The sequence below is a fragment of the Acidisarcina polymorpha genome, assembly GCF_003330725.1.
Lineage (GTDB): Bacteria > Acidobacteriota > Terriglobia > Terriglobales > Acidobacteriaceae > Acidisarcina > Acidisarcina polymorpha.
Map to the genome: position 1 here is coordinate 4,136,466 of NZ_CP030840.1, position 20,770 is coordinate 4,157,235.

Annotated in this window: 19 protein-coding genes; 7 read left to right on the forward strand and 12 right to left on the reverse strand. The window is 57.7% G+C overall.

Annotated features, from left to right (window positions below):
* Window positions 1-44: 44 nt before the first annotated feature.
* A complete protein-coding gene (locus tag ACPOL_RS17560; RefSeq protein WP_114208208.1) occupies window positions 45-605 on the reverse strand; it encodes a glutathione peroxidase in 561 nt (186 codons plus the stop codon).
* Between the two features lie 277 nt (window positions 606-882).
* Between ACPOL_RS17560 and ACPOL_RS17565 the strand changes: the two genes are divergently transcribed.
* From ACPOL_RS17565 to ACPOL_RS17575, 3 genes are all read left to right on the forward strand, one after another.
* The gene (locus ACPOL_RS17565) at window positions 883-1,638 is read left to right on the forward strand and encodes an AIM24 family protein (RefSeq protein ID WP_114208209.1); all 756 of its coding nucleotides are present in this window, start codon (window positions 883-885) and stop codon (window positions 1,636-1,638) included.
* Window positions 1,639-1,910: 272 nt separating this feature from the next.
* On the forward strand, window positions 1,911-5,081 hold the full coding sequence (locus tag ACPOL_RS17570; protein WP_114208210.1) for a DUF7948 domain-containing protein: 3,171 nt from the start codon (window positions 1,911-1,913) through the stop codon (window positions 5,079-5,081).
* A 247-nt stretch (window positions 5,082-5,328) separates the two neighbouring features.
* Window positions 5,329-6,165: a glycosyltransferase family 2 protein gene (locus ACPOL_RS17575; protein ID WP_114208211.1), complete on the forward strand. Its 837-nt coding sequence runs from the start codon at window positions 5,329-5,331 to the stop codon at window positions 6,163-6,165.
* Here ACPOL_RS17575 and ACPOL_RS17580 read toward each other — a convergent pair.
* Window positions 6,159-9,518 (reverse strand): TonB-dependent receptor, encoded by a 3,360-nt coding sequence (locus tag ACPOL_RS17580; protein ID WP_114208212.1) that lies wholly within the window; start codon window positions 9,516-9,518, stop codon window positions 6,159-6,161. The two genes, ACPOL_RS17575 and ACPOL_RS17580, sit on opposite strands and share 7 nt — an antisense overlap.
* Before the next feature lie 268 nt (window positions 9,519-9,786).
* On the opposite strand from ACPOL_RS17580, the gene ACPOL_RS17585 reads away from it, so the two are divergent.
* Window positions 9,787-10,056 carry a CsbD family protein gene (locus tag ACPOL_RS17585; protein ID WP_114208213.1) on the forward strand — a complete coding sequence of 90 codons (270 nt, stop codon included), beginning with the start codon at window positions 9,787-9,789 and terminating at the stop codon, window positions 10,054-10,056.
* A 132-nt stretch (window positions 10,057-10,188) separates the two neighbouring features.
* On the opposite strand, the gene ACPOL_RS17590 is transcribed toward ACPOL_RS17585, so the two are convergent.
* Window positions 10,189-10,974, reverse strand: coding sequence for a hypothetical protein (locus ACPOL_RS17590; protein WP_150133050.1), 786 nt, complete (start codon window positions 10,972-10,974; stop codon window positions 10,189-10,191).
* A gap of 412 nt (window positions 10,975-11,386) precedes the next feature.
* Here ACPOL_RS17590 and ACPOL_RS17600 point away from each other — a divergent pair, with 412 nt between their 5' ends.
* The 3 genes from ACPOL_RS17600 to ACPOL_RS17610 all read left to right on the forward strand — a co-directional run bounded on the left by ACPOL_RS17600 (window position 11,387) and on the right by ACPOL_RS17610 (window position 12,779).
* Window positions 11,387-11,746, forward strand: coding sequence for an AbrB/MazE/SpoVT family DNA-binding domain-containing protein (locus ACPOL_RS17600; protein WP_114208216.1), 360 nt, complete (start codon window positions 11,387-11,389; stop codon window positions 11,744-11,746).
* The gene (locus tag ACPOL_RS17605) at window positions 11,743-12,207 is read left to right on the forward strand and encodes a PIN domain-containing protein (RefSeq protein ID WP_114208217.1); all 465 of its coding nucleotides are present in this window, start codon (window positions 11,743-11,745) and stop codon (window positions 12,205-12,207) included. The genes ACPOL_RS17600 and ACPOL_RS17605 overlap by 4 nt, the downstream gene beginning before the upstream one ends.
* Before the next feature lie 341 nt (window positions 12,208-12,548).
* Window positions 12,549-12,779, forward strand: coding sequence for a hypothetical protein (locus tag ACPOL_RS17610; protein WP_114208218.1), 231 nt, complete (start codon window positions 12,549-12,551; stop codon window positions 12,777-12,779).
* Window positions 12,780-12,887: 108 nt separating this feature from the next.
* Here the strand turns inward: ACPOL_RS17610 and tsf are convergent, their stop codons facing one another.
* The 9 genes from tsf to ACPOL_RS17655 all read right to left on the reverse strand — a co-directional run bounded on the left by tsf (window position 12,888) and on the right by ACPOL_RS17655 (window position 20,745).
* Window positions 12,888-13,538, reverse strand: a complete 651-nt coding sequence (gene tsf / locus ACPOL_RS17615) for a translation elongation factor Ts (RefSeq protein ID WP_114208219.1) — start codon at window positions 13,536-13,538, stop codon at window positions 12,888-12,890.
* A gap of 142 nt (window positions 13,539-13,680) precedes the next feature.
* Complete coding sequence (gene rpsB / locus ACPOL_RS17620) at window positions 13,681-14,583, reverse strand: 30S ribosomal protein S2 (protein WP_114208220.1); 903 nt, start codon at window positions 14,581-14,583, stop codon at window positions 13,681-13,683.
* Between the two features lie 151 nt (window positions 14,584-14,734).
* On the reverse strand, window positions 14,735-15,130 hold the full coding sequence (rpsI, locus tag ACPOL_RS17625; RefSeq protein ID WP_114208221.1) for a 30S ribosomal protein S9: 396 nt from the start codon (window positions 15,128-15,130) through the stop codon (window positions 14,735-14,737).
* A 34-nt stretch (window positions 15,131-15,164) separates the two neighbouring features.
* Window positions 15,165-15,599, reverse strand: a complete 435-nt coding sequence (gene rplM, locus ACPOL_RS17630) for a 50S ribosomal protein L13 (protein WP_114208222.1) — start codon at window positions 15,597-15,599, stop codon at window positions 15,165-15,167.
* A gap of 276 nt (window positions 15,600-15,875) precedes the next feature.
* A complete protein-coding gene (locus ACPOL_RS17635; protein WP_114208223.1) occupies window positions 15,876-16,199 on the reverse strand; it encodes a VOC family protein in 324 nt (107 codons plus the stop codon).
* Window positions 16,200-16,524: 325 nt separating this feature from the next.
* Window positions 16,525-17,532, reverse strand: a complete 1,008-nt coding sequence (locus ACPOL_RS17640) for a transaldolase (protein ID WP_114208224.1) — start codon at window positions 17,530-17,532, stop codon at window positions 16,525-16,527.
* Between the two features lie 258 nt (window positions 17,533-17,790).
* Window positions 17,791-18,600, reverse strand: a complete 810-nt coding sequence (locus tag ACPOL_RS17645; protein WP_114208225.1) for a fumarylacetoacetate hydrolase family protein — start codon at window positions 18,598-18,600, stop codon at window positions 17,791-17,793.
* Between the two features lie 25 nt (window positions 18,601-18,625).
* The gene (locus ACPOL_RS17650) at window positions 18,626-19,693 is read right to left on the reverse strand and encodes a fibronectin type III domain-containing protein (protein ID WP_150133051.1); all 1,068 of its coding nucleotides are present in this window, start codon (window positions 19,691-19,693) and stop codon (window positions 18,626-18,628) included.
* A 107-nt stretch (window positions 19,694-19,800) separates the two neighbouring features.
* On the reverse strand, window positions 19,801-20,745 hold the full coding sequence (locus ACPOL_RS17655) for a TIGR01777 family oxidoreductase (RefSeq protein ID WP_114208227.1): 945 nt from the start codon (window positions 20,743-20,745) through the stop codon (window positions 19,801-19,803).
* Window positions 20,746-20,770: the final 25 nt, after the last annotated feature.

Genomic DNA, 20,770 nt, shown 5'->3' on the forward strand with positions numbered 1-20,770 from the left:
CGCGGCAGAGGTCTTCCGCCGCGAAACGCTGCGAATCCACCGGCCTACTTGAGCGCCGCCTGAACTGCCGAAATCACTTCTGGTGAGTCAGGCGTGATGGCCGGCTCAAACCTTGCCACTGGATTGCCGTTCCGGTCGAAGAGGAACTTGGTGAAATTCCATTGGATTTCGCCGCCGAACTTTGGGTCGGACGACTTGTCGGTCAGGAACGCATAAAGGGGCGCTTTGTCCTCGCCCTTGACTGAAACCTTCGACATCATGGGAAAGCTGACGTTGTACTTATTGGTGCAGAATGTCTTGATCTCGGCGTCGGTTCCGGGTTCCTGGCTCATGAAGTTATTCGCCGGAATGCCGACGATGACCAAGCCCTGACCTTTGTACGTCTCATATAGCTTCTCAAGCGCGGCATACTGCGGAGTGTAGCCGCATTTACTCGCCACATTCACCAATAAGAGCGCCTTTCCGTGATAACTCGATAGACTTACCGGTTGATGGGTATCAATGGATTTTAAGGAGAAATCATAGACACTGCCCGCCGTTGCCGCCATCGCCACCCCTGCTACTGCCGTAAACAACATCCCCGCCAATTTTGCCAGCTTCCGCATTGATTCCTCCAGAGTTGCCTCAAATCATAACTTAGCCGGGAACCGTAATTGTCTTAGGAGTGTAACTTCAGGTGTATTTTGGCTGGCAGGCGAATGGGAATCTCTGGGTACCGCATGGCCTGATTTCCAGCAGCGAGGACTGGGGTGCCTGGGCGCCTGCCAGCATCCTGAATGAGAAGTAAAGTAGCTCGAGGGCAGCCGGGAGCGATATAGTCGTATCCAATTCGGCGGACCCATCTCCCGCGTCGTTCAACCTGATTTTGTAACAGGAGCGTCTATGCAGAGCAATATCGTTGGCACCACGATGCCGGTGCTCGAGTTCATCCTCGAGCCCAATGAAGCCGTCATCTCCGAAGCTGGAGAGCTGTCCTGGATGGGTGCTTCCATCCAGATGACCACCCACACGCAGCTGGCGGGCGGCGGCGGTCTTTTCGGCGCCATTCGCAGGGTCGCCGGGGGAGGCAGCCTCTTCATGACGGAATACCGAGCCGTCGGCGCTGCCAGCGAACTGGCGTTCGCGACCAAGGTTCCGGGTCACATCCTTCCAGTGCCGGTGGGCAATGGCTATGAATACCTGATTCATCGCCACGGCTTCTTGTGCGGAACACCGCAAATCCAGCTGGGCGTCGGCTTCCAGCAATCTCTGGGCGCTGGCATCTTCGGGGGCGATGGATTTCTCCTGCAGCATGTGAGCGGCGTTGGAACCGCGTGGATTGAGCTGTCGGGCGAGGTCATCGTCAAGGACCTGCGTCCCGGTGAGACTCTGCGGGTCCACCCCGGTCACGTCGGCGCGTTTCAGACCAGCGTCTCTTTCCAGATTGCGCGCATTCCGGGTATTCGCAATATGATCTTCGGCGGAGATGGCATCTTCCTCGCGGCGCTGACCGGCCCGGGCAGGATCTGGCTCCAGTCGCTGCCGATCTCCCGTCTGGCTCACGCGCTCGCCGAGTATCTTCCCAATCGAAACGAGCAACGCGCGGAAGGCGGCGTTGTCGGCGGAATTGTCGGGTCGATCTTGGGCGGGATGAAGTAGGAGAACTCCACACCGGCCGAATCGTGCTACTAGGGACACTGTCTTGCCGAACCGTTGGACAGGCCGGCAAGAACAAATTGCTTGCCCGGTTATAGATTCTTCCCGCAACTCCCGCTTTCCGGATTGACTTTCGCAGGGAACCGTCGCATCGTTGATGTGCTTCAACAACCGCGTTCGCGAGCGGATCCACTGGGAACAGTTCGTCCAACCGCCAACCAGAGAGGCGAGCTCGCCGCCTGAAGCCGCCTGCCTCCCGCCATTAGGAGCACACCGTGAAAACTTTGACTTCCTGCGCAGCCGCGCTGCTGGCTCTCGGCCAGTTCGCCGCCTCTGCGCAGATTTCCTCTTCTTCTGCCTTCGCCTCTCAACCAACCCAGAATTCCAAACCCTCCGCCCTGAACCCGGCGGTGACGGCAAACTTCGCCAAGCTGCCGCTCAGTTTTGAAGCGAACCAGGGCCAGACCGACAGCCAGGTACGCTTCGTATCCCGCGGCCAGGGCTACTCACTTTTTCTGACCAACCGCGAAGCCGTGCTGGCGCTGCACAAGAACGAGCCGCAGCCGGTCCATGGACGCGACGGCAAGCCAGCGCTCTCGGCGAAGGCCGGAAAGACCGCCGTGGTCCGGATGGAGTTGGACGGCGCTTCGGATGGATTACGCGTCGTCGGCGAAGAGCCGCTTCCCGGCAAGTCGAACTACTTCATCGGCAGCGATTCGTCGAAGTGGCATACCAACGTGCCGACCTACTCCAGGGTGAAATACACGGGGGTGTATCCCGGAATCGATCTTGTTTACTACGGCAACCAGCAGCAGCTGGAATACGACTTCGTCGTCGCGCCGAACGCCGATCCGAAGCAGGCGCGGCTGCATTTCGCCGGAGCCGACAAGCTGAAGTTGAACCACGACGGCGACCTGGAGATCATCGCCAAGGAGGGCGAGATCGCCTTCCACAAACCGGTCGTCTACCAGATGAAGGACGGGCAGCGACAGCCGGTTATCGGCAGCTTCAGGCTTTTGGCGAAGAATACGGTTGGATTCGAGCTAGGCAGCTACGACCGTAGCCGGGAGTTGGTGGTGGATCCGGTTTTGGCCTATTCGACTTACCTGGGTGGGACACAGGCCGAATATGCGGAGGCTCTTGCCGTGGATCAGGATGCGAATGTTTACGTTACCGGGGAAAACTACTCGACGGATTTTCCCCTCACGAAACACCCTCTGGAGAAAACCTCGACTGCCGTATATCTGACCAAGCTCAACCAGACCGGCACCGCCCTTGACTACTCCACTTACTTCGTCTCCGACGTCTACAATACCGTCTCGCCTACCGGCCTTGCGGTCGATGCTGCCGGGGATGCCTATTTGACCGGAGCGACCGGGGATGGATTTCCAACCACCAGCGGAGCCTTCCAAACCGCTTATAAACGAACCGACGGGAATGACACCGGATTTGTAGCCAAAGTCAACTCCACCGGTTCGGCGTTGGTCTACTCCACGTATCTCGGCGGAAGCGGGGGACACATTAAGTACGAAAACGGATACTGCCAGGCGATTGCGGTTGATGCCGAGGGAAATGCTTATGTGACCGGCTACACCGACTCCGCCGACTTTCCGGTGACCAAGGGCGCTTATCAAACCACCAAGAAAAGCGAACTCTCCGCATTTGTAACCAAGCTGAATCCAGAGGGCACAGGACTTGTCTATTCAACCTTTCTGGGCGGAACCTCTGTCGCTCCCCTCGGAGAGATTCCAGAGGACGACGGCTATGCCATCGTATTGAACTCAGCCGGAGAAGCTTACGTTGGGGGCTCGACTGTATTCACAGACTTCCCGACGACGGCTAATGCCTTTCAGACCGTCAAACCGTCGCCGGGCTCATCCGGAAGCAGCGGTTTTGTCACAAAACTCAATGCCGCCGGTTCTGGACTGGTCTTCTCGACCTTCCTGGGGGGAAGTAATCCGGTCGGAACTCAGAACTTCGGTCAACCCGGAGACTTCGTCGTCGGCGTCGCAGTCGACCCCCAGGGAAATGTGTTTGCCGTCGGCGAAGCCTCCTCTACAGATTTTCCGGTGACCAGCAATGCCATTCAAAGCACTGCCGAGAGCACACTCGACGGATTTGTCACCAAGCTGGATCCGACTGGGTCCGCCTTGGTCTACTCTACTTATTTGGGTGGCACTAGTTTTACAGATGGAGGTCTCCCTTTACCAGGCGCAGTGGTTGCGGGAGTGGCAGTGAATAAGCAAGGAGATGCTTTTGTCACCGGGCATACTATCGCAACGAACTTCCCAGTAACAAGCGGGGCCATCCAGCGGCATAACCTTGCGGCCAGCAAGAAGAGTACCAACGCCTTCCTGACTGAATTCGATCCAGGCGGCTCGCTTCTTTATTCCACATATTTTGGGGGAAACGGGAAGGTTCCAGGGTATTCAGATGCGTATGACGGTGGTGACAAAGCAATTGCTGTCGCCCTCGACTCTTTAGGAAACGCGTATATCGCGGGTACGACGATTTCAAGTGATTTCCCGGTAACACCCGGCGCGTTTCAGACGCAATATCAGACGTCTATCGATTCTGACGGTATACATACCACCTTCGTGGCCAAGTTCGCCTTTCACAAACCAACCAGCACCACCTTGGTAGGCAGCAGCAACCCAGCGGTCCTTGGAACCACCGTAAAGTTCACCGCCACGGCGACTCTTGTGTATGGTGGAACCCCGGTCGGCGATGTCAGCTTCAGCGTCGACGGCCCTGTCGTGGCCCATATACCGGTCGATGCCTCCGGGCAAGCCGTCTTCTCGACGAGCACACTGTCTGCCGGGCAACACACGATTACTGCGCGCTTCCCCGAAGATACCGACAGTTACTCGAGCAGTAGCGCTACTTTAGTTGAGACCATCACCGGAGGGCAGGTAGCCACACCATTCTTCCCCAGACTCGGAGGAACTTATCATTCCGGAGACAAGTTCGCTATCGAGGATTCAACGCCGGGCGCGACTATCTACTACACAGTCGACGGAACGACGCCAACCGCAGCCTCTACGCGGTACACCAGCCCGATCCTCATTTCCACCACTACGACGATTAAAGCGATCGCCGTTGTGAGCGGGGACACCAACAGCGCGGTGGCCACGGCGACTTACACAATCGTGCCTGCCGCAGTCACAACCACAACCTCGCTGACTTCCTCCACGAATCCCTCAACCCTGGGCGACGCGGTGACGTTCACAGCGACCGTAACCGCCGCTTCCGGGCCGACTCCCACGGGCGCGGTCACCTTCAAGAACGACAGTGTGGTGCTTGGAACCGTCCCGCTGACCGGCGGCAAGGCGTCGATCAGGACCTCCAACCTTACCGTTGGCGGCAATACATTCGCCGCCATCTACACCGGCAACGCGACCGACGCGGCCAGTGCAGCCACCATCACTCAGGAGGTTGCCCAATAACCGCGTTTCACGACAACGACGAATGACTACGGCCAGAGCAGATAGAACGATCTCTGGCCATAGTCAGAACTGCGTGGGAGGTGCCCGCCAAGCGCTTCGCCGTCGGCAAGCAACACGCGTTCGTAATCTTAATCTGGAAGTCCGCATACCACATGTGCGCGTCCCACCGCCCCAGAAGGGCCGAAAACGGGTGTTCGGCTAGTTCGTGGACACTACTCCGTGGACACTACTCTAGGATAACGGCAGCATGATCTCTGTCGTGATCTTGACGCGGAATGAACAACTTGACCTCCCCGGCTGTCTCGCTTCGGTCGCCTGGTCGGACGATGTTCATGTCTTTGATTCTTATTCGACTGACAACACCATCGAGATTGCCCGGGCCGCTGGAGCCACGGTCCACCAGCGGGTCTTCGACAACTACGCGGCTCATCGCAACGCTTCGCTGCAACTTACCTTTACCTATCCTTGGCTCTTGATTCTCGATGCGGATGAGCGGCCGACGCCTGAACTCTGTTTGGAGATGCAAGCGGCGGTCCGGAGGGCTTCAACGGACATTGGCGGCTTTCGTATTCGCCGGCGGGACTTTCTCTTCAACACATGGTTGGAACACGCGCAGATTTCACCGTTCTATATCCGTCTGGTTCGCCCGGAGCGATCGCGCTACACGCGAGCCGTTAACGAAGTCATCGAAGTGACGGGCAAAGTCGGGGAACTCAGTCAGCCACTCGATCATTTTCCCTTTTCAAAAGGAATGGCGCATTGGATCGCCAAACACAACACCTATTCGACCATGGAGGCGGAGCTGATCGCGAGCGAACAGAGCTTGCAGAACTCGTCGCTGACTCCGTCATGGAAAACCGCTCTCCTAGACCCGGATTTTCATACTCGCCGGCGGCACCAGAAGGCGCTTTTTTATCGAATGCCCGGGAGGCCGCTGCTCAAGTGGCTATACATGGTGGCCGTAAGGCGGAGCTTTCTGGATGGCTGGCCCGGTTTGACCTACGCCACGCTCCAAGCGATCTATGAGTATTTCATTGTGTTGAAGACGCGAGAGCTACTACGCCATTCGGCTAGGAATCAATAGAGCAGCTTCAACGAGAACTGAATCTGTCGCGACGTTCCCGCCGTTTTGCTGATCTCACCAAATCCGGAGCCACGAATCGTATTCGCCGACAAGCCCATATCGACGATGTTGAAGAGATTGAAGAACTCCGAGCGGAACTCTACGTCGAAAAGTTCGCCGCCCTTGGCGCGTGTCCCGACCGGCGTGTCTTTGATCAACGAGAAGTCGAAGTCGTAGTAGGCCGGACCACGAAAGGTATTTCTGCCCAACGAGCCGAAGACGCCCTGGTTCGGCCCGGTACCTCCTGGTACGCCGATAGGTATAGAAAAGAACGACGCATTGTTCGCGCCCTCTCCGAAATAGTCCTCACGGACCTTTCTCGCCGTCGACAGATGCGGCGTTGCGATCTGATCGGGTCGATCGACGCCATTCGATCCCGCCGCGGTTTGTTGCACCCCGGAGTAGATGGTGAAGGGAAGTCCGCTACTGATCGTCGAGATACTGAGCAGCGTCCAACCGGCGGTCACTCTCCTGCTGACCGGCTGCAAAAGCTGGGCTTTCTCGAGCTGAAGGTCCTGGGCAAGACTCATGGTGAAGCCATGTTTCACGTCGAAGCTTGATGGCCCTTTCTCCGGACGATAATCGAAAGGATTTTGCGGAAAGGGAACGGTGACCGCGCCGGTATTGCCGGTGCCGCCGATCACCGCGCTGGTATCGTCGAGCGACTTCGACCATGTGTAGCTGACCTGAACGCCCGGGCCGCCATGGGGCACGGTGCCCGAGAGCGATGCCTGCAATGCGTGATAGCTCGAATGCGAGTTTGCGATCACCAAAGTCTCCGTACCGAAGCCGCCAATCACATTCCCGGCATTGTCGAACTTGGTGTAAGGCGCAAACCCAGGGCCCGCGCCAGAGTAGCCATTCGGATAACTATAGCGGGGGAGCCTCACCGAAGCGGTCCCCACGTAGGCTGCATCCGCGGTCAGCTTGCCAAACTGCCGCTCCGCGCCAAGCGTCCACGTCTGCAGATAGGCATTGCCGAAGTTGCGGTCGACGCCGGCCAGAGTCAATGGAGTGACGTTCGTACCCGGCGAGAGCGCGGCCAGGTCCCGCTGATAGCGATCAATATCGAGCACCGTGTTCGCAGGAACTGTCTTAGTGTTTCCGCTCGCAAAAACGTCCTGGCCACTCGGCGTGTAGAACGTGGGAAGCTGCGCTGAATTGATTTGAAAACCATAAGCAACCGCCGCAGCGGGCGCGGCGACAATGCGGGGATAAATGACGAAAGGTACCGCTCCAGTTAACGCGTTATCTTGCCATATATTGGGCGGAATTGTCGTAATTCCGCCGCCCGCGTGGAGGTGCAGCGTGTCGTGAACTCGCCAATCTACTTGGACCCGTGGACCAACGCCGCTCCAGTCGAAGCGATAGCCGGGTTGCGGGTTGTCGACGAACTCCTGCTGGCCGCCGTTCATCAGGAAGCCGGCAGTACGGTGGGCGCGTTCCGTGATCGGCGAGTACACCTCGTAGCGGATACCATAGTCGAGCACGAAGCGGTCGGAGATCTTCCAGTTGTCCTGAATGTAGAGCGCGCCCGCGTTGCGAGAGATTGCGGCGGGACCGATATGGCTGCCGCCGGAGGCATAAGGCGCGGCCACGGCAGTCGTGTAGACAAAGGCGCTCCCCGTCAAGAACGCGCTTAGCGTGTCCGGCAACGGATCACCCACATGGACGTCGTGAGTGCCGCTTTGAGAGGGGATATTCGCTGTGGCGTAAGCCGTGCCTCCGCCAAAATCGTATTCGCCATTAGGGCTGATGCCGAAGTAAGTTGTGTCTCGATTGAGCCTCACCTCGCCGCCCGCCTTGATGGTGTGCCGCGCCGTCGTCCACGTGAAGCTCTGGCGCGCCATGATGAGATTTCCGTAGGAGGACATCACCGACCCTCCTGCCGTATTGAATCCCTCGAAGAGACCGTCGTTAAACTTGACCGCCGGATCGACATGGTTGGTCGTCGGAAATTGTGGCGTGGTGCGAGTGACGCTGATCGAGCTTTCGAAGGCAAAGCGAGGCGAAACCGTACGGGTGTACGTGACGATGCCGTTGCGCTGATGGTCGACATAGATGATGCCGAAGGTGGGGTCGATCGCGGTCTGGTCGGGATTCGTAGTTGGCCCGAAGAGATTATTGAAGGTGAATCGACCCATCAGCTGCGACTTGTCGGAGAGTCGCTGATCCAGCCGGATCGAAAACTGATTGGCGTCAGTGACGACTTTAGACGAAGCCGCGTAGGTATTCGCGCCATAAGGCCCGGTGGGGTTATTGGGCAGCGGATACCGGCTCAGGATGGGCGCTATCAAAGGGTTTGGTGTCGCGAACAGCACATCTCCCGGATAGGCGGTTGTATCCAGGCCGGCGCGTTCCTGCGGGGTTGGAACGGGCAGCACCTGGGTCGTTCCAAGCACTTGGCGAAATCCCTGGTATTGACCGAAGTAGAACGTCTTCCCGCGGCCGTCGTAGATATGCGGAATGACAACCGGGCCGCCGTTGGTCAATCCAAATTCATTACGCCGGAACGGCGGGATTCTTCCCGGATCGGCGATGGTCGGATGGTCGAAGTAGTTGCGTGCGTCGAGCGAGGAATTTCTGATGAATTCAAAGATCGATCCATGGAAGCCGCTGGTCCCCGATCGGGTAATGACGTTCGTAAATCCGGCCGCCCCACGACCGATCTCTGCCGGCATCCAGCCGGAGCTCGACCGGATCTCTTCGACTGCATCGACGTTGAAGTTGCTGAAGGCCGCGCCCCCCATCTCCGGATCGCTGGTGTCTGCGCCGTCCATCGCGAAGGTGGCTTCGACGCCGCGTTGCCCATTGATGGCGAACTGCTGGGTGAAGTTGGTGGCGCCGTTCGCATCCGTCATGGTGCCAGCCGCGAGCAGCAGCAATTGGCTGAAGTCGCGCTTATTCAGCGGTATCGCGCTTACCGTCTCACTCGAAAGCTGTTCCCCGCCCGTGCCCGCTTTGGCGGCTTCAAAGGTAACCGCCACCGTGCCTTGATTCGATAGGCTGACGATTGCCGGGGGCAATTCCGTGGCCAAGGCCAGGGAGCTGGGGTAGCTATGGCTCACCTGGTCGATGACCACGGCAAGTTGATAGTCGCCGGGCGGCAGCGCAGGGAATTCAAAGGCCCCGTCTGCGTTCGTGTTGGCCACCAACTCGCCATGACCACCGGTTAGATGGATGGCTGCAGCCTTGATTGGGGTTCCACCCGTGGTGCGGAGCACGCCCTTCCAGGAGCGGGTTGAGAGTTGTTGGCCGTATAGGACAGAAGAGACAACGAGGAGGTAGACAAGAAGTTGGGCCGGCTTTCGCATCAGGCGCAATTATATTGATCTGGAACGTTCGGTGAAGCGTGAAATCCAATCCGGCAACAGAGGGAATCCGCCTCTTATACCTTTCGGGGAAAGCGCCATGCTGAGTCTCGCTCACCCGACCCGGAGACGCGCAGGCACGATCCAGCTCTCTCCGATATGGGTGATGGACTTAGGGATTTCGAGATGAAGCTTGAGTTTCGTGCTGTCTTCGCAGCCAACCTTGGCGAGGCCGGGTGCAACCTACCAGAGCAGTTTCTTGGAGGGTCCCATGAATGGCGACAAGGTGAAGGGTGTGCTGCAGAAGATCGGCGGGCATATTGAAGAGTCCGCCGGGGCGCTGGTCGGCGATGAGAACTTGAAGCTTGCCGGACAGGAAGATCAGATCAAAGGGGAAGCGCGCGAAGCGTGGGGGAATGTGAAGGAGGCTGGCGAAGCGTTAGTGGATCGAGCCCGGATCGCGAAGGCGGATGCTGAGCTGAAGTCGGCGCGCGCGGAGGCCTTCGATCGCGAACATGATACTCAAATACGTCACGAATAGAGATTGTTGGAGTGGCGTCCGGCAAGCTTTGAGTACCTGGGGTCCTCAATCCCGCTCAAGCTGAAGGCGACTTGGTCCCGGTACAGGGCTTCTCAATTAGCGGTGCCGACAATCCCGCTGACCAAGGAAGATTTACGTCTCGCTCTTCAAGTCCCTGGCGGTCACGACTTCGCGGCTGATGGTGTCAGAGACGACCCAGCTAGCGCCGGCGATGGCGATACTGATGGCGTTCCCGGCCCAGTTGAAGTGATTGCCCGGCTCAGCGAGGAGCCTTGGAATCCAGAACAATACTTCGAAGATCAATATCTGGGCGGTGAGCAGGCGCGACGCGAGCAGGGCCTTGATGCGGGTGAGGATGGCTATGGCGGCCGCGAAAAATCCCAGCGTCGTGATGTAGGCCCAGAACATCCGGTTTGGAGGTAGCCAATTTGGGATTCCACCCAGCAATCCCGGCATGTCAATGATATGGACGATGCCGAAGGAGATTGGGCAGATCCCGAAGAGGAGCACAAAGAAGGAGCGGCGGCGGCCGATCGGTGAACCAGGAGGCGAGAAGGTCGCGCAGAGGATGAGGCCGGCGGCGACTAGAGAGAATTCCTCAAAGACATTGCCGATCGGGTCATAGTTGCCGAGATTGACCAAGGCCCTAGGCACCCAGATGAGCGTGAAAATCGAGTAGAGGACCGTCAGGGTCAGAGCGGCGGCGCGGGCGGTGTGGGGCAAGAGGAGCGCAATACCCGCGGCGAGCTCGATGACTGCAGTGATATACGCGAGCGGCGCACGAAGGGGGACGTTGGGGCCGACATTCTGCCATGTTGTGGCGAAATCACCAGAAACCAGACCCAGCAGGCCGAGAAAGATAGCTGCTGCGGCGTAGACATAAAGTCCGAGATTCGATGTGATTCCGCGTCTTTCCATCGCCTGTCTGGAGTACAGCATCTTCGGAGATTCAAGTGCGTTCGCTTGGCCGCAGTGAACTTAGCCTGTGCGCACACCATTATTGTCGCCAACCTTGAATCTGGCAAACCGGCGGACGCAGATGTTTTCGCAGAGCTTGTCAGCCTTGGTGGTGATCCTGTCATTGATGGCGGTGGTTTAGCCCTCGTTATTTGGCAAAGGAGAGATTCGAACTTGGCTGACGGATTGGGAGTCGAGTAGCATGCAGCAGCGCCTCGATGAGGTTAGGAGATTGCGCCGTCCCGCGTCTGGCGCACGGAGCGCTCAAATGTAGGTAACCCTCCAGGTCTGGTACCGCGGGTGGATCGATCCGAGAGGCATAGTCCTCAGGCTGTTTGGTGGGTGGTAGGATATTCCTACTGGAGTTGCACTTATGAAGAGTTCTCCACCGCTCCTGGAATATCTGAATACCACAAAGATTGGAGAAAAGGGCCAGCTCACGGTGCCGAAGCAGTTCCGCGAGGAGCTGGGCTTGGAAGCGGGTGCTCCCTTTGCCGTGCTGCGGTTGGGCGACGGGCTGATTCTGCTTCCTGAGCAGAGGCGCTTCGATGCCCTTTGCGAGCGAATCAGTTCGGCGCTGGCCGCGGCTGGCGCCACCCCGCAAGTGTTGATGGCGACGCTGCCGGAGACACGACAACGACTTTTTGAGCGTCGCTATGGGAGCGCCACGATGCCGCTCGGCCCGACGACGCCGTTTGACGCGGGCGAGTCCAAGTCGCGTCGGAAGAAGTGACTCGCAGGCTTAGGCTTTTTCTCGACTCCAATGTGCTGACTGGAGGCATAGTCGCTCCGTGGGGGCTGGACAAGGCGGTGTTGTCTCTCTGCGCGGCGAGAGTTTGCAAACTGGTGCTGGCTGAGGCGGTGCGCGAGGAGGTCGAAGAGAACCTGCTTGTTCACGCACGCAAACTCCCTCCGAAGCAGGCGGATGAATTGATCGAAGACTATCGGCGATTGATAGAACTCACAAAACCGGAGTTGGTTGCCTTTCCGGAGTTGAACGCGATACTTGCCGGTCGGAAGCTGATCCGCCATGAGTCCGATATCCCGGTACTGCTCTCCGCAATGGATGCCAAGCCAGACTGGCTGCTGACCCATAATACGAAGCACTTCACTCTGAGCGTGGCGCAACGGACTGGGCTGCGGATTGCGACTCCGGTGGAGTTCTTTGAGACTTTGGCGGGGTTGCTTCAGTAGCGCGTCGTCGGAAATCGCACCTAATCTACACAGACTAGACGGAAATCTGAGGGCGAGCCGCCGCACCGTTCGTGCGGAGCGAGGGTGGCGCTTAAAAGGAACCTTCATCGACGAGTTGGAGAATAAGTTCTCTGGTCTGGCCGAAAAGTCTCAAGAGGTTATGGATGAAGGTGCCATTCTGCCGCCTGCCCTGTACGAGGGGACCCGTGGCTTTATCGAAAGCGTAGCAAAGCAAATCAACGCCTCATATGAACACAACATCTTTGACGAGGCGCCTTGAGGAGGTGTTGCTTATACTAGCGTACGAAAAGCTTGGAGTATCAGGGACCATAAAAGATTCAATGAGCAACAGTTACTTCATGCTCGAAGGGATCGTCAATGATGCCAAGACAAATGCAATTTTAAACCTGTCTAGAAATGCCAAGACCACGATCGAGGATACTCGTAAACTCGGCAATTACTCGGCGCACAAGATTACTTACACCTGCAAACGCGAATATGTTCGTGAACAGATCGGGGAATTCAGGGCGCTTTTTGATGAGCTTTTGCACAAGGCCGGCATTCGCGTTTAGCTGCAGCAAAAACTCAAGCCCGGGAGAAATTCTCCCGGGCCTTTGGCATTGCTGAAACGCAGATCCTTCGGCTACGCCTCAGGATGACACTTTTGTTGTTGGTGACTATTACTCTTCAGCACTTAACTTAGCCTGAGCCACAGTCCAGTTATTATCCCCAACCTTGAATCTGGCGAACCTCCGAACGAAGATGTTTTCGCCGAGCTTGCCGACTTTGGTGGCGATCATGTCCTTGATGGCGACGGTCTGGTCCTTGATGAAGGGTTGGTCGAGTAAGCAGACCTCTTCGTAGAACTTGCTCATCTTGCCTTCGACGATCTTTTCGACGACGGCGGGGGGCTTACCGGTGGCGGCCGCCTGGGCGCGGAAGACGTCCTTCTCGCGCTCGAGGTCTTCGGCGGTCACATCTTCGCGGCGGACGTAGCGCGGGTCGGTCGCGGCGATATGCATGGCGATGTCCTTGAGCAGCTCCTGAAAGTCTTCGGTGCGGGCGACGAAGTCGGATTCACAGTTGACTTCGACGAGCACGCCGATCTTGCCGCCGGCGTGGATGTAGGTGCCGACCGCGCCTTCGCTGGTGGTGCGCGAGGCCTTCTTGGCGGCCGAGGCCATACCCTTCTTGCGGAGAACGATGACGGCCTCTTCGATGTCGCCCTTGGCTTCGGTGAGGGCGCTGCGGCAATCCATCATCGGCGCGCCAGTCTTTTCGCGGAGTTCTTTTACCTGTGCAGCAGAAATATTTTCAGTCACGGTCGACATGTCCTTCTCCCAATTCTATTCAACTTCATTGGCGACAGCCGGTGCGGAGGCGGCTGTCATCCGATCTTAATGTTGTCCCTGAACACGCTTGAAGCGTGGCCGAGAGCCACGCTTCAGGAGCTTCCTTATTGCGAAGTTGCCGTTAGAGCGCGTGTTCGACGGCTTCAGGCTCATCGAGGGTGGTCACCGCGACCGGAGCCTTGCGGATGCCGCCGCCGAGGACGGCTTCGAGATCGACTTCGCCATCGGTGTCGTCGCCTTCGGGCTCATCGGCGCCGGATTCAAGGCCGACGGAGAGTACTGGCTTTTCTTCAACGGCACTGGCGGAGACACCGGCGATGTCCATGTACTGCTTGTCACCGGCGATCTGTACCCCTTCGATGACCGAATCGGAGATCTTCGAGGTGAACAGACGGATAGCGCGCAGCGCATCGTCGTTACCGGGGATCACGTAGTCGACGACCGTCGGATCGCAGTTGGTGTCGACCACGGCGACGACCGGGATGCCGAGCTTTCGGGCTTCGGCGACGGCAATCGCTTCGTTGTTCGAGTCGACGATGAACAGGGCATCGGGCAGACGCTTCATGTTCTTGATGCCGGCCAGGTTTGCCTGTAGATGCTTACGCTCGCGCTCGAGCTTGATGACTTCCTTCTTGGTAAGCAGTTCGTAGCGGCCGTCGGTGGCCATCTCATCGAGTTCCTGAAGGCGCTTCACAGACTTCTGCACGGTGATCCAGTTAGTCAGAAGGCCACCCAGCCAGCGGTTGTTGATATAGAACATGCCGCAGCGGTTGGCTTCCTCGGCGATGGCGTCCTGCGCCTGCCGCTTGGTTCCGACAAAGAGAATGACCTTGCCAGTCGCGGTCAGATCGGTGACCCACTTGCTGGCTTCCTTGAACATCTTCAAGGTCTTCTGCAGATCGATGATGTAAATGCCGTTGCGCTCGCCGAAGATGTATTCCTTCATGCGCGGGTTCCAGCGCTTCGTCTGGTGCCCGAAGTGGACTCCCGCTTCGAGCAGCTCCTTCATGGTGATGTTAGCCAAACAGCCTCCTTGTTAGATTGCATCCTGACCCTTGGGTCGAGGATTTATCCCCTCGCGGGGAGATTGAACTACTGAAATGTCGTAAACCCATGTCTCTACATCGAGACATGGGGCACTCATCCTAGAATTCCAAATTCTTGCTTACTTCTCTTTACCGCTTGCTGAACTGGAAGCGTGCGCGTGCACCCTTCTGTCCGTACTTCTTCCGTTCCTTGATGCGAGCATCGCGGGAGAGCAGGCCGTCAGCCTTGAGCGTCTTGCGCAACTCCACGTTGAACTCTAGCAGTGCTCGGGCGATGCCCATCTTGACCGCATCGGCCTGACCGGAGACGCCGCCGCCGCGTACGGTGGTGATTACGTCAAAGGTCGCGGTGTGCTCGGTGAGGACCAAGGGCTGCTTTGCCGAGGCGCGCTGTTGTTCGGTGACGAAATACTCTTCGTATCCCTTGCCGTTGACCTTGAACTGGCCACTTCCGGGGCGAAGGAATACGCGGGCGATCGCCGACTTGCGCCGTCCCGTGCCGTAATACTGAACCAGATCTGCCATAACCGTCCTAGTCTTGAATCTTTACGTCTGAAACTTACGCTGTGAACTCCAGCGGTTGCGGCTGCTGCGCCTGGTGAGGGTGCTTGTCGCCGCGGTATACCTGAAGCTTAGAGGCCATCTTGCGGCCCATCTTGGTCTTGGGAAGCATGCCCTTGATCGCATCTTCAACGATCTTTTCGGGCCGCCGCGCGAGCAGGCGGACATACGACTCTTCGCGCAGACCGCCGGGGAAGCCGGTGTAACGGCGGTACATTTTGGTCTGGCTCTTGAGTCCGGTCAGCCGGATCTTCTCGGCATTGATAACCACGATATGATCCCCAACATCGATATACGGGGTGTATTGCGGGCTCCGTTTGCCGGCCAGGTAGCTGGCGGCGACCGTCGCCAGGCGGCCGAGGGTCTTGCCACTAGCGTCTACCACATACCACTTGCGGTCGATCGCATTCGCGCTTGGAACAAAAGTCGACATCTCTTCCTCTTTACCTAAACTAGAATCTAGTCGAACGAAAATCCTGAAATAGCTACTACGCGCGGATTCCCCGGGGATTACCTTCCCACGGACAAAACCATAGGTTCGCCTGAGCAGCGCAGAATGAAACCGAATGGCTTTCCGGGTGAGCCTCTCTGTGGATCACGATCAAACACACAGGGATGCAAGCGCGGAACTGCGCAAGAACTAAAGAATACCGTACGCGGAGAACAGAGTCAACGCGCGGCGCCCTGCTTTGTTAAATTTGCCTCGCTGTCAGCTTCCGGCCGTAAGATTGTAGATGAGGCCGAACGGGTCTCGCACGTTACAACGGGGGAACTCCGGCTCAACTTTCAGAATCTCGCCTCCGCTCTTCACCAGCCGGACTTTGGCTTGCCCGACATCATCTACCTTCACCTCCAGAACCGGTCCAAGAGGAGGGCCTTGTTCAATGAACAAGTTGATGTTCTGCCCGTGGAGACTCAACATGTTTGGAGCCTCACCGCTTACCTTGAAACCCAGTTGATTGACGTAGAAAGATGCCGCTACCTTTGGATCTAGTGCTTGGATGAGAATGTCGGCGCCGAAGCTGTTTGCCATCCGGGGTTCCTCCCAGCTACCTCACTGCGCGAGCCTTCCCGCGGCTCCACGATAGCGGATCCACGATGGCGGATCCACGATGGCTGATCCAAGATAGCGGATCAATCATAGATGGTCTCTCTGAACCAGACACGCAGCAAGCTGATCCATTTTTATGAGCGGCTCTGTTTCTTCGTCAGGCTAATCTCCAGTTCAGTTTGGGTATTGAAGAGACGTGCCGGACCGGTTCAAAATGCGGAGGAGAGACCCCCAAAGAGATCACATAAAAAAGGCAGCCAAATCAGGCTGCCTCTTTCTATCTTCCAGACGACGAGCTCGTCGATCCTTAGTGAGCGCCGACGGTTTCCTTGCTGGCTCCAAGTTCCGCGAGTCGCGCAGCGAGCAGCTTCTCCAGGTTTTCCAGTGCGGAACTGAAACCCTCGATGCCCTCTTTCAACTTGTCATGCGCCATACGATCAGCGGCATGCATCTTTTCGAAGGTGGCTTCGTCGATGCTGAGCTTTTCGACGTCTTGTTGCTTGGCCTTCGCCGGATCGAGCTTGCGCGGCAATTCGCCCTGCTTCGCTTCGAGTTCCTCGAGCAGCTTCGGAGAGATGGTCAGAAGGTCGCACCCGGCGAGCTCTTCAATCTCGCCGACGTTGCGGAAGCTGGCGCCCATGACGACGGTCTTATAGTCGAACTTCTTGAAGTAAGTGTAGATCTTGGTGACTGACTGAACGCCAGGATCATCGGCGCCCACATAATCCTTGCCTGTGTCTTTCTTGTACCAGTCGAGGATGCGACCGACGAAGGGCGAGATTAAGGTGACTCCGGCTTCGGCGCAGGCGATGGCCTGGTGGAGACCGAAAAGCAGAGTCAGATTGCAGTGAATGCCTTCCTTCTCAAGGATCTCGGCGGCCTTTATACCTGGCCAGGTTGAGGCGATCTTGATCAGAATGCGCTTCTTATCAACACCTTGCTCCTTATACTGCTGAATGATCTCCCGAGCTTGGGTCAAGGTCTTCTCGGTGTCATAAGATAGCCGGGCATCAACTTCAGTCGAAACGCGTCCGGGAATGATCTCCAGAATGCGCTTGCCGAAAGCGACGGCAAGATGCTTGAACGCGAGATTGGCGACGTCTTTGTCGCTTGCATTATCGCCCAGCTGCTTCTTGGCGTCGAGCAGCACGCCGTCCACAATCGGCTCATACTGCGGCATTTGAGCGGCAGTGGTGATGAGCGAGGGGTTGGTGGTCGCGTCTTGCGGCTTCACCTTCTTAATCGCCTCGATGTCACCAGTATCGGCGACGACAATCGTCATTTCGCGGAGTTGCTCGAGCAGGCTCTTCGACATAAAACTACCTCCAGCTTATTCACTTGAACTTTATCAGGTATTCCACCCCACATCCAGACGGGTAGCAAATGCCCATCCTCGGCAAGGAGCGACAATAGTCTGATGTTGAAACGGGAGTAACCGCTTCAACACGGAGACCATATTCTGGCTTCGTCAAGCTGGGCGGCGCATGTCTTGGGCGTATTTGCCCATGCTAAACGGAACCGAGGCTGCGATGCATCGAGCTTTTGCTGGGAGAGCATGCGAGCTGCGCAGCCTTCAAGGTAGAAAGGCGGCCACAGGATTTGATAGTGTGCCCACCCCTTCCACTGAGACCTCAACGAGATCGCCTGGCTGCATAGGAGCAACGCCCGCCGGCGTTCCGGTAGGAATAAGATCTCCGGGCAGCAGCGTCATGGCCGCCGTGATGTAGCGAAGCAGGTGGGCGATGGGGAAGATGAGGTCGATCGTGCTTCCATGCTGCTTCACATTACCGTTGAGCCGGGTCTCGACCTCCAGGCCGAGGTCGGGATCGATTTCATTGGTGACGATCGGGCCCACTGGGCAAAAGGTGTCGAATCCCTTGGCGCGGGACCATTGCCCGTCAGATTTCTGAAGGTCGCGGGCGGTTACGTCGTTGACGATGGTGTATCCACGGATATATTGCCTGACGTCCTCGTCGGGCTGAATGCGGCTGGCACGTTTGCCAATGACGACGGCGAGCTCCCCCTCGAAATCGACACGGCTCGATTGCGGTGGAATGCAGATAGTTTCGCCGCTGGCGAGGATCGCGGAGGGAGCTTTCAGAAACAGCAGCGGCTCTTTGGGGACCTCGTTGCCCAGTTCGGCTGCGTGATCACGATAGTTGCGGCCGATGCAGACGATCTTCGACGGGACGACTGGGGCGAACAATGTAGCCCGGCCGAAGGGTACCGGTTCAAAGGCGGCAGCCTCCGCTTCGCTCGGAAACCTGGTCCAGGCGTCCTCCTCAGGAGGCGGCAACAGAATCTCGATCCAGTCATGGCCGCCCCGTTGACGCACTTCTCCGTACTGTGGACCAAAGTCGGTTTGAAAGCGGCAATATCGCATTGGCAGGTTTCTCCGGTAGTACGAACTATGGTTTGGTGCGCAGAGTTTCGGTGACTTCCACCGAGCGGGCGCTTTCATTGCCATCCCGGTCGATAGCACTGACCGAATAGGTGTATTCTTGCCCTGGTTTTGCGGTCAGGTCGCGGTACGAGGGGGTCTCTAGGGGAGCGTCCGCGGGTGAGACGCGGGTTGGTTCGCTGCTTCCTTGACGGCGGTAGACTGCGTATCCAGCCAGATCGCTTTCAGTATTCGGAGCCCAAGATAAGTCGATAGCGCCCTCATCTGGTGCGGCAACGGCGGCAAGGCCGATTGGGGGCCGAGGGGGAAAAGTGTCCTTGGTTGTCACGCTAATCTCTGAGCTCGTAGCCCCTTCCACCTGAACCGACTTACCGTTGACCGTGACTACCTCGGCACGGGAGAGTCGATAGCTGTAGCGCTGATTCGGCGCTGCATCAGGATCGAGGACCTTGCCGGTCTCCAGGCCATCCGGCTGCTGCACAGTGAGCATTTGGTCTTTGACAAGCTGCGGCGACGATTCTGCAAAAGGAGAGTGTCCCGGTTTGGCGGAGGTTGAAGGCTTGGAGATCGAAAGTAGAGTGCGTTGAATCTCGATCTTGTGCTCGTCTCCGTTTAAGGAGGATGGCTGCCACTGCAGCAGCACGCCGGACGCTGTCATCTCTCCGCGCACGCCGGAAAGCGGCGGCGGGGCTGCTCCGGCGAGAGTGTAGACCGGGTTCGAAGCTCCTGCAGAGCGGCCGTGCCTATTACGAACCTCAATCGTATAGCTAAGCAATTGCTTGGAACCACCCGCCAAAGAGGCTGGCAGAGTATCTACATAGCTGGCGGGCTTTTCAGGGGGAAAGCTGACATCGGCCACAGTCTCGCAGGAACCATTGCCCACCTGGCGGCAAATGTGCACCGGTTGCGGGCCCTTGAGCGCCAGCTTATCTGTAGTCCGGTGAGGCATGGTCCACCGCAACGTGACCTGGTCCGCGACCCGATTGGCCGTGAGATCGTCCACCGGGACCGGGAGCCGCAAGGTAGGCGGCAGGGGGACCCCGGTTTGCCCGCAACCAGTTATCCAGAAAATCATCGCCAACAGAGAGAGCTGGCTGAAACAGAAGCGGACGGCGCACAATTTCGAAGCAGGGGAGGGAAAGCGCCGTAGCATCGAATTAAGCGTAGCAGACCAAGAGCCCCTCAAGCAGGCGACGAAATGATGCTCTCTAATGCTGGGCCCAGTAGCGGGTCGGCGAATTCAAAGCCGTTCTGTAGCAACTTAGCTGGAACCACCCGGTCGCTGGCGAGTAGCGCCTGATCCGCCATCTCTCCAAAGGCCAGACGCAAAGCAAACGACGGCGCCGGAAGTATCGCGGGACGATGAAGAGCACTTCCCAAGGCACGAGTGAACTCGGCATTGGTCACTGGGTTCGGAGCGACGACGTTGACCGCGCCGCGGATCGCCGGTTCATCGATACAGTAGCGCAAGATCGACACCGCATCCCGCAGCGTGATCCAAGGCATAAACTGACGACCATTGCCCAGCGGCCCGCCGAGCCCGAGGCGAAAGAGAGGAAGCATCTTCGCCAAGGCCCCTCCCTGGGGCGAAAGTACTACCCCGAAGCGAGCATGGACCACCCGAATACCGGCTGCTTCCGCGGCTAGAGTAGCTGCCTCCCAGGCGACGCAGGTGTTTGCGAGAAAGCCCTCTCCAGGCGGAGAATTCTCATCTAAAATTTCCTCCGCGCGATTGCCGTAAATCCCGATTGCCGAGGCGCAAACAAGAACTTCCGGCAGCGGCGCTAGTTTTAGAAGGGTGTTTACTAACGCCGTTGTGCTTTGCACGCGGCTGTTGAAGATTTCGCGCTTGTATGCGGGCGTCCACCGAGGACCTGCGACCGTGGCCCCGCTGAGATGAACCGCAGCGGTGACGCCACGAAGGAGTTGCAGGTCTGCAAGGGGCGGCTCAGCCGATGGATTCCAAAGAACGGCTTGGCCCGCCTTTGCTTCCCTGACATGTTCCTTCTGTCGCACCAGGCGTACAAGATGAATCGGTTCCGGCATCCAACCACGTACTAGAGCTGAGCCGATTAGGCCCGAGGCGCCGCTCACCAGAATTGTTTTGTTCAACGACGCAAAGTTCATGGGCTTTATGCACCAGTCAGCGGAT